We start from the raw sequence: 11,525 nt of genomic DNA on the forward strand, positions 1-11,525 counted from the left end.
CTGCTCTAGACCTGGCTGCAATAAACCAGCTGATTACTGCCAGGTCCATCATTTGGTGCCTTGGCAGGCTGGTGGCTACACCAACATCAACAACCTGACCTTCCTATGTGCCTACCACAACGGTATTAACGACGATGACCCTTTAAGGCCTACCGGGCGTGGCTACATGTACCGACTCAACACCGGAGTCAGCTTCATCCCACCCTGGGGTGCGCCGATTACCGCAATGCCGGAATACCAAGAAGCACTAACCAGACTCAACACCGAACGGGAAACAGCCACAAAGACACAGGCCACAGCACCAGAACAAGGAGCTGCAACAACACCGGGCACAACACCACAACAACCACCAGCCCCACCACCCGACAGCAGCTAACACCCGCAGCCACCAGACACCGCGATGAGAGAAAGGAAAGGGCTCACCACCAGCACCAACACCACCCCGATGGAAGCACCCGCTAACCACAGCAAGGTACGCGGGCACATCGGCGAGCCTTATGCGAGCGCCACCCGTCAACCAAATCCAGGCTGACGGGGGAATCGGCGATCTCAGGTCCCGCCGCACGTGCTGCCGGAAGTAGCAGGGGCAGAGACGACAGGCCTCCTTAAGCCCTTAAAGGGCGACTCCAGGATTGCGGGGATTTAGGCGATCTCAAGCCCCTCTGCACGTGCCGCCGAAAGCGGCAGGAGCAACGGGGTTTCTAAGCCCTTAAAGGGAAATCCGCTAACTACTGACTGCTTAATGGGGTGGCGAGGAGGGAGGGCTCCAAGGTTCAGACTCTGCGAGGATGAGCTCCTTGATGACGCCCAACGTGTGCATGGTGCCGCGCGAAAGATGGATACGGAGGGGCTTTCCTATTTCGCCTTCCTCGATTCGATGCCACGAGAAATCAGTGCGGATGAGCTCGCGGTTCTTGCGCTCGACCATATGCAGGCCATGGTCGAGGAGGATTGTCTCCGTATCGGTGCGGATGAACCACACACGATCCCCCACGCTGCGGCGCTTCAAGCCAGTCAAACTGCGACTGTCCTCGCGCAGCCGAGTAACAGACTCGACGACACCGAAGCGATGCTCGAAACCTTCCGTGTCTGCGAGGACAAGCGGGCGGCCAGGGCCCACCGCACGGAGCGCTGAGACCTGCCACGCCACAGGTTGCCCGCGCTGTCCTTCCTTAGACACCGGTCGCACTACAGCCATGCAACCGGGGCGTGAAGTCTGAGGTTCAGAGGGCTCGGTGAGGGCCTTGGCAACTGGGACGGCCGAGGCTTTGGAAAGGGCGTTAGGCGTCAAGGTAACGCGGTGGGACGGGGTGACGACGAGCCAGAGGCCTTCGGTGATGAGGTGGGCGTCGAGAGGCACTAGCGGCGGGTGGACGGCTGCCATGGACTCAAGGCGGGCGGTGAGTTCGCCGTCAGGCACGCCCCAGCCATAGCCTTCAGCCGCCAGCATGCCGAACAGGGTTCCCAAGGGAAGATCCGGTTGGCCTTCCCACGCGGCGCGTAGAGCGGCGAGGGTGCGGTCAATGCGGGTTGGGTCAAACATGACTTCCAAGCCTAGTAGGTCCGCGATCACCAAAGCCGCCCAACCCCATCAGGGATTGAGCGGCTTGCAGACCTGCTAATCAGGAAGGGCCTTAGGCCCTAGCGAGAATTAGTCGAGGATCTTGGTAACGCGGCCAGCGCCGACGGTACGGGAGCCCTCGCGGATAGCGAAGCGCAGGCCCTCGTCCATAGCGACCGGCTGGATGAGCTCTACGGACATCTCAACGTTGTCGCCCGGCATAACCATCTCGGTGCCCTCAGGCAGCTTGATGACGCCGGTAACGTCGGTGGTGCGGAAGTAGAACTGCGGACGGTAGTTGTCCATGAACGGGGTGTGGCGGCCACCCTCTTCCTTCTTCAGGACGTAGACGGAACCCTCGAACTTGGTGTGCGGGGTGTAAGCGCCCGGCTTGATGCAAACCTGGCCACGCTCAACCTCTTCACGCTTGGTACCACGCAGAAGCAGACCACAGTTGTCGCCAGCCTCGGTGTAGTCCATCATCTTGCGGAACATCTCGATACCGGTAACGGTGGTGGACATGGACTTGTCCTTGATACCGATGATCTCGATGTCCTCGTTGACGTTCAGGGAGCCACGCTCAACACGGCCGGTAACAACGGTACCGCGGCCGGTAATGGTGAAGATGTCCTCGATCGGCATCAGGAACGGCTTGTCCAGCTCACGCTCCGGATCCGGGATGGAGTCATCGCAAGCCTGCATCAGGTCGATGACAGACTGTACCCACTTCTCGTCGCCCTCAAGAGCCTTCAGAGCGGAGATGTGAACGATCGGAGCTTCCTCGTCGTAGTCCTGCTCGGCGAGCAGCTCGCGGATCTCCATCTCGACGAGTTCGATGATTTCCTCATCGTCAACCATGTCGCACTTGTTCAGTGCAACGAGGATGTACGGAACGCCAACCTGGCGAGCCAGCAGAACGTGCTCGCGGGTCTGCGGCATCGGGCCATCGGTTGCAGCAACAACCAGGATAGCGCCGTCCATCTGAGCAGCGCCGGTAATCATGTTCTTGATGTAGTCGGCGTGGCCCGGGGCGTCCACGTGTGCGTAGTGGCGCTTCGGGGTGGAGTACTCAACGTGGGAGATGTTGATGGTAATACCGCGCTCCTTCTCCTCAGGAGCCTTATCGATCATGTCGAAGGCGAAAGCGGTGTTCTCCTCCGGGTAAGCGTCAGCCAGAACCTTGGTGATCGCTGCGGTGGTGGTGGTCTTGCCGTGGTCGACGTGTCCGATGGTGCCGATGTTCACATGCGGCTTCGTACGCTCGAACTTCTCCTTTGCCACTGTTTGTCCTCCTGGACTCTATGGCGGCTACGTATTTCGCAGCCACGTGGTTTGTATTGCCATTGGCACTTCGGGCCGAAGCCCATAAGCGCTAATGACGCTTTCTTACGTGCCAGTTACACGATCCTAGATTTATGCCGCAGTTTTTTCAAACTGCCCAAATAGGAGGTAACCCCGCCCAACACGTGCGGACGTTGACCCTCGACAAGAATCAATTTAAAGGATCCTGGGAGGGTAACGGCCGGCTCAACGCGCAAAATGTTTACGCATTCAGCGGACCGCTACCTCCCCAGCGCTGGGAGTTGGTGTCTACTGGCGAAGACTACCAGCCCCCACAGGGAGGGGAATCGATCGGTTCCCCTTTAGCCCTTAGGCCTTGGAGCCGGTGCGCTCCTCGATGATCTCCTGTGCCACGGAGGACGGAACCTCAGCGTAGGAATCGAAGACCATGGTGAAGTTTGCACGGCCAGCGGTGGAGGAACGCAGGTCACCGATGTAGCCGAACATCTCGGACAGCGGAACCTTAGCCTTGACCACCTTAGCGCCGGAGCGGTCTTCCATCGCGAAGACCTGGCCACGGCGGGAGGAGATGTCACCGTTGACGGTACCCATGTACTCCTCCGGGGTCACGACCTCAACGGCCATGATCGGCTCAAGCAGAACCGGCTTTGCCTTGGCAACGGCCTCCTTGAGGACCTGGGAGCCAGCGAGCTTGAAGGCCATCTCAGAGGAGTCAACGTCGTGGTAAGCGCCGTCCTCGAGGGTGGCCTTGATGTTCACCAGCGGGAAGCCAGCGACGAAGCCGTACTGCATAGCGTCCTGAATACCAGCGTCGACGGACGGGATGTACTCCTTCGGAACGCGGCCACCGGTGACGGCGTTCTCGAACTTGTAGGTTGCGGACTCGCCCTCTTCCAGCTCCTCCGGATCCGGGTTGTAAGGCTCGATGGTAACGATGACCTTTGCGAACTGGCCGGAACCACCGGTCTGCTTCTTGTGGGTGTAGTCGAGGGACTCGACCTTCTTGCGGATGGTCTCGCGGTAAGCAACCTGCGGGTTACCGATGTTTGCCTCAACCTTGAACTCGCGCTTCATGCGGTCAACCAGAACGTCGAGGTGCAGCTCGCCCATACCGCCGATAACGGTCTGGCCGGATTCCTCATCGAGGTGAACGGTGAAGGTCGGGTCCTCTTCAGCCAGCTTCTGGATAGCGGTACCCAGCTTCTCCTGGTCAGCCTTGGTCTTCGGCTCAATAGCAACCTGGATAACCGGATCCGGGAAGTCCATGGACTCGAGGATAATCGGGTTGTCCGGGTTACACAGGGTGTCACCGGTGGTGGTTTCCTTCAGACCGATGAACGCGTAGATGTTACCGGCGTCGGCGTGCTCGACCGGGTTCTCCTTGTTCGCGTGCATCTGGAAGAGCTTGCCCACGCGCTCCTTCTTGTTCTTGGTGGAGTTGAGCATCTGCTCGCCCGGGATAGCCTGGCCGGAGTAGACGCGCACGTAGGTGAGCTTGCCGAAGAACGGGTGCACGGCAATCTTGAAGGCCAGTGCGGAGAACGGCTCGGAAACGGAAGGCTTACGGGTCAGGGTCTCCTCACCGTCGAGGGAGGTGCCGTTGACCTCGCCGATGTCCAGCGGGTTCGGGAGGTAGTCAACAATAGCGTCGAGCAGCGGCTGGACACCCTTGTTGCGGTAAGCGGTACCGCAGAGGACCGGGTAGATCTCGGAGTTCACGGTCATCTTGCGGATAGCGCCCTTGATTTCCTCAATGGTCAGCTCTTCGCCACCGAAGTACTTCTCCATGAGCTCTTCGTCGGACTCAGCGACGGCCTCGAGCAGCTTCTCGCGGTACTCTTCAGCCTTCTCCTGCAGCTCGGCCGGGATCTCCTCGATAGTGGCTTCGGTTCCGGTTTCTACCTTGCCGCGCCAGGTCAGCGCTTGCATGTTGATCAGGTCGACGACGCCGTCGAAGTCATCCTCAGCACCGATCGGCAGCTGCATGACCAACGGCTTAGCGCCGAGGCGATCAATGATGGTCTGAACGGTGAAGTAGAAGTCCGCGCCCATCTTGTCCATCTTGTTGACGAAGCAGATACGAGGGACGTCGTACTTAGCAGCCTGGCGCCACACCTGCTCGGACTGCGGCTCCACACCTTCCTTGCCGTCGAAGACAGCAACAGCGCCGTCGAGAACACGCAGGGAGCGCTCAACCTCAACGGTGAAGTCCACGTGACCCGGGGTGTCAATGATGTTGATCTGGTTGTTGTTCCAGAAACAGGTCACAGCAGCGGACGTAATGGTGATGCCGCGCTCCTTCTCCTGCTCCATCCAGTCAGTGGTAGCGCCACCATCGTGGGTCTCGCCGACCTTACGGTTAATACCGGTGTAGAAGAGAATGCGCTCGGTGGTAGTGGTCTTACCCGCATCGATGTGCGCCATGATGCCGATATTGCGGACCTTATTCAGATCCTTAAGCACTTCTTGTGCCACAGTTAATACCCCAACTTAATTGTCGTCGACGCCCGAGTCAGCTAACCGCCAACCACGTTACAAGGACGTCTTCATGGATAGGTCTTGGTCTATTTTGCCACGTCTGGGCCTATACGTCAGCGTGAGGCGTGAAGCTCACGCCATAAAAAATGGCTCGAACAACGCTATTCAAGTTTAGGTTCCGCACTAGCTAGCGTGCGACGCTCCGCCAAAGGGAGCGAGAACACGCATTGTCAGCGCAGGTAAACGATGATATCGCTGTTCGAGCCATGATGCCATGTGGCGGGTTATACCGGTGGGATTACCAGCGGTAGTGAGCGAAGGCGCGGTTGGCCTCAGCCATCTTGTGAGTATCCTCACGACGCTTGACGGAAGCGCCCAGGCCGTTGGATGCATCGAGGATCTCGTTGGCGAGACGCTCGATCATGGTGTTCTCACGACGCTGACGGGTGAAGGTCACCAGCCAACGCAGAGCCAGGGTGTTGGAACGAGCTGGCTTGACCTCAACCGGGACCTGGTAGGTAGCGCCACCCACGCGGCGGGAGCGAACCTCGAGGTCCGGGCGGATGTTGCCCAGAGCCTTCTCCAGGGTGCCAACCGGGTCGGTGCCGGTCTTCTCGCGGCAGACCTCGAGAGCGCCGTAGACGATACGCTCAGCGGTGGACTTCTTGCCGTCACGCAGGATCTTGTTCACGAGCATGGTGACCTGCTCGGAGTTGTAAACCGGGTCCTTAACTACAGGACGCTTCGGTGCAGCATTCTTACGCATTGTTGATTACTGTCCCTTCTTTGCGCCGTAGCGGGAACGAGCCTGCTTACGGTCCTTCACGCCCTGGGTATCCAGTGCGCCGCGGATAATCTTGTAGCGAACACCCGGGAGGTCCTTCACACGACCACCGCGGACGAGCACCATGGAGTGCTCCTGCAGGTTGTGGCCCTCGCCCGGAATGTAGGCGGAAACCTCGATACCGGAGGTCAGGCGCACACGGGCAACCTTACGCAGAGCCGAGTTCGGCTTCTTCGGGGTGGTGGTGTACACGCGGGTGCACACGCCACGGCGCTGCGGGGAGCCCTTCAGGGCGGCCGTAGCAACCTTGGCCTTCTTGTCGTGGCGGCCCTTGCGGACCAGCTGCTGAATAGTTGGCATAAATCTAGTCTTTCTCTATGACTTCGGCTTGAACTGACCGTTTCCACTCGCCCAAACATGCAAAAATAGGGGCTCTTCTCCGGGGCCCTTCCGCATGTCCAGAACTTCTCTCAGCCACAGGGTGGCTGAGATACCGATCAGACTTTTCATCTCCTATAAAGATGAAACCTTGGACAGACTACCATTAGCCCGCTGATCTGCCCAAATCCGAGTTTCGTCCGCTTGGCTTGGCACTCGAACCGCAGTATGAACTAGCGCCACTCCCAGCTCAGGTCCGCCTCCACGGCGCGTTCGGCGAAGTGCTTTTGTTCCTGCTTCTCCCAGGTTTCAAACCACTCTTCATAACCGGGGTCGCGCTCAAGGGCGCGCTCGCGGCGCTTCTCGCGTGGGCCGTCGATTCGCACGGTCACCACGGAGCCACGCTCCTTGGCGGCGGCCACGGTGGCCTCGGTGACAGAACCCACGCCCTCGACGATCAAATCATCGCGTTCATCCAGGCTGGCCCAGTCCTTCGGGGCGTTGGCTTCCCAATCCCAGCGCCAATAGCCCGGGTTATTCTCCCGCAGCACTTGCTCTGAAACCATCTCTGAGCCTTCTTTGAGCCCATGCCAGCCGGGGTAGAACTCGTCGAGGTGGACTACTCGCCACCCCGTGCGCTCCGCTAGGGCCACGGAGGTCCAGGTTTTGCCGGCGCCGGAGGGGCCGTCGATAAGCACGGTGACTGGGCGCATCGGGCGCTTGCGCGCTGCCGCGAGCGACACCACATCATTCAAGAGCCTGTCCATCTCGGTGGCGTTGGTATCGGCAGTTCCCTTACCGCCTTCCCGTTGGTCCGTGCGGTCCGTGTCCTGCATGTTTTCTTTCACCACTTCTGGGTATGTCTAGCGTGCAGCTTTAAGAGAGAGTCATCCTAGAGTCCGAAGAATCTCCAGGACCCACTGAGAACCGAAACTACCACCGGAAGCGCCGCAAGGCCGGTTCCCACCACCATCACCAGCCAGTCCCGGCCGGCTAATTGGGAGGGCCGCGCCCACGTGCGCTGGCCGCCGCCCGGCGGGGTGCGACCAAATCCGCGCGCTTCCATCGCCGTGGCGAGCTTCCCGCCGCGGCGCAGGGCCAGCACCAACAATCCGAAGGACATAGTGATGAGGTGCTTGATGCGGCCTTCGTCGGTAAGCCCACGCGCACGCCGCGCCATGGCCAGGTACTGCCAGTCTGATTTGAACAGCGTCATCATGCGCACCCCGGCCACCGCCCCGATGACAAACCGGGAGGGCAGCTTGAGGATTTGAGAGAGGGCGTCGCCAAGCTCTGTCGGGTCAATATCTCGCGCCAGCACCACCATCGGCAGCGCCACTGCCAGCACACGCACCGTAATGGCGATGGCCAGCTCCAGTGAGTTATCCGTGACCGTAATCAGCCACCAGCTGAAGTACTCCCGCCCGCCGGGCGCACCGTAGAGCAGCATCGAAATACCGGACAATGGCGCAATAAGAAACAGGAACCACCCAGCCTTAAACAGCCGCGGCCAGGACACCCCGCACAGCGGCGCAAAGAGCAGAGTCATCCCCAACGACACCACCGCGGAGACCCAATCCACTGAGAGCAACAAGGGTGTCACCCACACGAACATCAGGAAGATGCGCGTCAGCGGATTTACCCCACGCAGCAATCCAGCGTTGCCCAAACGGCCAGCGTCCTTCACGCTCACCGAAGAAGATTTAGCCACGGCTCACCTCCACTCGGTAGTCGCCCAACGCGGAAATGAACAACGGATCGTGGGTCACCGAAGCAATCGTCGTCCCCTCATCCGCCATGCGCCGCAGCAGCCACACCAGCTCGGTAAAGGTATGAGGGTCTTGGCCAAAAGTTGGTTCATCAAGAAGCAACACCTCCGGCGCCGTGACCAACGCCGTGGCCACAGACAGCCTGCGCTTCTCCCCTCCGGAGAGCGTAAACGGATTGGCGTTGAGCAGATGCTCCAAACGCAAAGCCTCCACGAGCTCTGCAATGCGCTTCTCTGGCACCTCGCGGTGCATCACCCGGGGTGCCACGCGCAGCTCCTCCGCTACCGTGCGGGCGACGAACTGGTGCTCGGGGTTCTGGAAGACGAACCCAATGCGGTCCGCCAACTCCCGGGACTTCCACGTCAGCGGCGAGCCCTTCAGCCCCCGCCGCACATACTCCGCCACACCAATCTCTCCGGACACTGCCGGAAGCAACCCCGCCACCGTCATCAGCCACGTGGTCTTGCCCGCGCCATTGGGCCCAGTAATCACCGTGGACATCCCCCGCGGCAACGCATAGCTACGCGGCGGCCCAAAGCGGGTGACCAAGTCCGTACTCCACAGCGCCGCCGTCTCCGGCCCGGACACATGAGATACGTCCGATCCCGGCGCTACCTCAACGCTGCTTGACGACGCCCCATCAATCCCCCGTGCCCGCGGCAAACCGCTAATTGAGCGCGAAGCGACAACAGTTTCCAGTGACCCATCAGCGACGATGCGCCCATCCTTCAGCTCAATCGCACGGTCGAGCACACCCTTCCACGCTGCGTGCTGGTGCTCCACCACGATGAGGGTGGCACCAGTGCTCTCCAGCATGGTGGATACCGCCTCGATGACCTCTCGCGCACCCTCCGGATCGAGGTTCGCCGTGGGCTCATCCAGCAACACCATGCCCGCGCCCATCGCTATAACACCGGCCAACGCCAGACGCTGCTTTTGCCCTCCGGACAGACGCTCCGTGGGGAAAGACAAGTCGACTTCAGGCCCCACCATCGATAGCGCCGCAGCTACCCGCTGCCATATCTCCGTGCGTGGGTAGGCCAGATTCTCACAACCAAAGGCCACATCATCTCCCACACGCGCGGCAATCACCTGCGAGTCTGGGTCCTGCAGCACCAGCCCCACCGGAATGGTGCGCCCGGGTGGCTCGACGTGACCGGCGGCATCCTCAAGAAGAATCGAGCCAACGCGTGTACCTTCATCATCCCCACCAAGCACACCCGCTATGGCTGCCAAAAGCGTGGATTTTCCGGAACCGGAATCACCGCACAGCAGCACCTTCTCCCCCGGCGATACAACTAGGTCAATATCCGCCAGCGCCGGCGCACGCCTTCCCGCATGCGTCCAGCCAAAGCCACGAGCCACAAGCTTCGTGGCACCAGCACTACCCACATCAGCCATCAGAACCAGCCATCACAGTCAGCAACGCCAACCAACATCAGTCCACGATCAACAAACAACAAACAACGCGGAACAAGTAAGAACAACGCAAACTAGCAACAAGCAACGCTGCCTAAGCGTTGTGCTGTTCGCGTCCAACCGCAAAGCGATCCAGCGCACCAGTCTTCGCAAGAGCCTTAACCACGAAGTAACCGACAGCTCCCGCCAGAATGGCTCCGGAGATGCTCAGCGTCACTAGGTAGATGATGTTGAACTGGAGAGTCTTGCCCAGGTTTCCGGAGGTAAACAGCTCCAGCACAAAAGCACCCCAGCCCGCAGCCATGCCACCAAGCATCGCAATGCCCAGACCAAAGCGGCGGTAGAGGAAGATGGCCAAGACAATCTCCACACCAATGCCCTGCGCAATACCGGAGTACAACGTACTAATCCCCCACTGGGAGCCCAGCACCGCTGACACAATCGCCGCCAACAGCTCTACGTAGAGTGCCGCACCCGGCTTGCGGATAATCAGGCCACCAACGACACCGCCCAGCAGCCAAATGCCAGTGGCAATACCACCCAAGCCCGGGGTGAGCGCATCCATAGCTTGGAACCAGGCGTAGCCCACCGTGTTCCACGCCAGGAACACAATTCCGCACGCCACGCCCAGCACGGATGCCACCACGATGTCCACGACACGCCAATTCAAACTGCGCGGAGCTACACCATTCGTAGATGCGCCATTAACAAATCCACCATGAGATACAGAGTTCATGATTCCTCCCTTTCGCCGGCATTATCCGGATCAGGTTCGACGGTTCGCCGCTATGACGCGGCATCTCAGCCTCCTCAGCCATTCCATGCAAACCCAATAAGACAAGAGAAACGGAATTGGGCTAAGCACAATCAAGGCAAACAAGGAAGCACCCGTGACGATGTGTAATTAGAAGCCGCTAGCACCCAATAGAACACCAGCTAAGCATGCTCAAGAAGCACTGTCAGCTTAGCAAGACGTACCTCACAAGAGCACATCTACCTCTGCTTCAAACAAAAGAGAAACACCACCGAGAGGCACGCTCAGAAAAACGAAAGTACCCCGTCGCGTCCTCTGACCTACGCGACGGGGTACGTGCACACCGACTTCAAAAAGCCAGTGGCCATGAGCCTCCACACCTGGAGCTTAAGGAAAGGAAAAGCTTCGGTAGAGACCCAAGACTAATGAGAAATAACAAATGGTATTTCGGAACTATTAAACAAACAAAATCGAGCCATGAGCCGGGCCACGCCACCGGGCTATGAAGCCCGGCAGCAATGTCCCGATTCATCAACTCTCAAGTTGGGTGGGAGGTTAACGCGCCTCCCGTGGCGGTGTTATTTGAGGGAACACGTCCCTACGCTGTGCGGATTACTTGCTGGAAGAGGAACCGTTAGAGGAACCTGCACCCGGCGCACAAGCATCAGCGATAAGGCCAATAGCCAGAGCACCAGCAGCAATCAGAGCCACAGCGCCAGCAGCCTGCTGGTGGTCAACACCGAAACGCTTCAGCTGCGCATCGATACCAGCCATCTTGCCAGCCAGCGGACCATTGAACACACCAGCCTGCTTCTGCAGCTGAGTATTCAGATCCCGAATCTGCTTGTTAATCGGAGCAACGAAGTCCTTCAGACCCGGAATGTTCATCTGAGAAGCCAGACCAACCGGAATCAGGAACAGCAGCGGGATACCAACACCCAGGCCGGTGTTGATGCAACGCTGGTTCGGCTTCGAAGACAGGTCAGAGGAACCAGAACCGTCGGAAGAACCACTCGGCTTCTCAACCTCAACCTCTACGCGGTCGATCTCCTTGCCGTTCTTGTCCTTGACAACGACAAC

At 59.4% G+C, this 11,525-nt stretch carries 11 protein-coding genes and 1 riboswitch; of the genes, 1 reads left to right on the plus strand and 10 read right to left on the minus strand.

Annotated features, from left to right (window positions below):
* The coding region (locus HMPREF2537_RS12410) for an HNH endonuclease signature motif containing protein (protein WP_148138134.1) at nt 1-376 on the plus strand (376 nt) is incomplete at its 5' end.
* Nucleotides 377-739: 363 nt separating this feature from the next.
* On the opposite strand, the gene HMPREF2537_RS04065 is transcribed toward HMPREF2537_RS12410, so the two are convergent.
* The 10 genes from HMPREF2537_RS04065 to HMPREF2537_RS12775 form a co-directional block, all read right to left on the minus strand.
* Nucleotides 740-1,543 (minus strand): hypothetical protein, encoded by an 804-nt coding sequence (locus tag HMPREF2537_RS04065; RefSeq protein ID WP_070525754.1) that lies wholly within the window; start codon nt 1,541-1,543, stop codon nt 740-742.
* A gap of 108 nt (nt 1,544-1,651) precedes the next feature.
* Nucleotides 1,652-2,842, minus strand: coding sequence for an elongation factor Tu (tuf, locus tag HMPREF2537_RS04070; RefSeq protein WP_010189688.1), 1,191 nt, complete (start codon nt 2,840-2,842; stop codon nt 1,652-1,654).
* A 369-nt stretch (nt 2,843-3,211) separates the two neighbouring features.
* The gene (gene fusA / locus HMPREF2537_RS04075) at nt 3,212-5,338 is read right to left on the minus strand and encodes an elongation factor G (RefSeq protein WP_070525756.1); all 2,127 of its coding nucleotides are present in this window, start codon (nt 5,336-5,338) and stop codon (nt 3,212-3,214) included.
* 301 nt (nt 5,339-5,639) lie between these two features.
* Nucleotides 5,640-6,107 carry a 30S ribosomal protein S7 gene (gene rpsG / locus HMPREF2537_RS04080; protein ID WP_070525758.1) on the minus strand — a complete coding sequence of 156 codons (468 nt, stop codon included), beginning with the start codon at nt 6,105-6,107 and terminating at the stop codon, nt 5,640-5,642.
* Between the two features lie 6 nt (nt 6,108-6,113).
* Nucleotides 6,114-6,485, minus strand: coding sequence for a 30S ribosomal protein S12 (gene rpsL, locus HMPREF2537_RS04085; RefSeq protein ID WP_005286791.1), 372 nt, complete (start codon nt 6,483-6,485; stop codon nt 6,114-6,116).
* Nucleotides 6,486-6,736: 251 nt separating this feature from the next.
* Entirely contained in the window at nt 6,737-7,339 is a 603-nt protein-coding gene (locus HMPREF2537_RS04090; RefSeq protein WP_070525760.1) for an isopentenyl transferase family protein, read from the minus strand.
* Nucleotides 7,340-7,395: 56 nt separating this feature from the next.
* Nucleotides 7,396-8,118, minus strand: a complete 723-nt coding sequence (locus HMPREF2537_RS04095) for an energy-coupling factor transporter transmembrane component T family protein (protein ID WP_070525764.1) — start codon at nt 8,116-8,118, stop codon at nt 7,396-7,398.
* Nucleotides 8,119-8,206: 88 nt separating this feature from the next.
* Nucleotides 8,207-9,673 (minus strand): ABC transporter ATP-binding protein, encoded by a 1,467-nt coding sequence (locus tag HMPREF2537_RS04100; protein ID WP_070525762.1) that lies wholly within the window; start codon nt 9,671-9,673, stop codon nt 8,207-8,209.
* 112 nt (nt 9,674-9,785) lie between these two features.
* A complete protein-coding gene (locus tag HMPREF2537_RS04105; RefSeq protein ID WP_083298963.1) occupies nt 9,786-10,427 on the minus strand; it encodes an ECF transporter S component in 642 nt (213 codons plus the stop codon).
* A riboswitch (TPP riboswitch) is annotated at nt 10,416-10,593 on the minus strand. Its footprint overlaps the gene before it by 12 nt.
* 464 nt (nt 10,594-11,057) lie before the next feature.
* On the minus strand, nt 11,058-11,525 hold a 468-nt coding region (locus HMPREF2537_RS12775), incomplete at its 5' end, for a hypothetical protein (protein WP_371591533.1).

This window comes from Corynebacterium sp. HMSC074E01 (assembly GCF_001808885.1).
GTDB lineage: Bacteria > Actinomycetota > Actinomycetes > Mycobacteriales > Mycobacteriaceae > Corynebacterium.

What these genes read in the sequence shown, in the direction of transcription:
- HMPREF2537_RS04105 (WP_083298963.1), bottom strand. Translation starts at nt 10,427, where the DNA reads ATGAACTCTGTATCTCATGGTGGATTTGTTAATGGCGCATCTACGAAT.
- rpsG (WP_070525758.1), bottom strand. Translation starts at nt 6,107, where the DNA reads ATGCGTAAGAATGCTGCACCGAAGCGTCCTGTAGTTAAGGACCCGGTT.
- HMPREF2537_RS04095 (WP_070525764.1), bottom strand. Translation starts at nt 8,118, where the DNA reads ATGTTCGTGTGGGTGACACCCTTGTTGCTCTCAGTGGATTGGGTCTCC.
- HMPREF2537_RS04100 (WP_070525762.1), bottom strand. Translation starts at nt 9,673, where the DNA reads ATGGCTGATGTGGGTAGTGCTGGTGCCACGAAGCTTGTGGCTCGTGGC.
- HMPREF2537_RS04090 (WP_070525760.1), bottom strand. Translation starts at nt 7,339, where the DNA reads ATGCAGGACACGGACCGCACGGACCAACGGGAAGGCGGTAAGGGAACT.
- HMPREF2537_RS04065 (WP_070525754.1), bottom strand. Translation starts at nt 1,543, where the DNA reads ATGTTTGACCCAACCCGCATTGACCGCACCCTCGCCGCTCTACGCGCC.
- rpsL (WP_005286791.1), bottom strand. Translation starts at nt 6,485, where the DNA reads ATGCCAACTATTCAGCAGCTGGTCCGCAAGGGCCGCCACGACAAGAAG.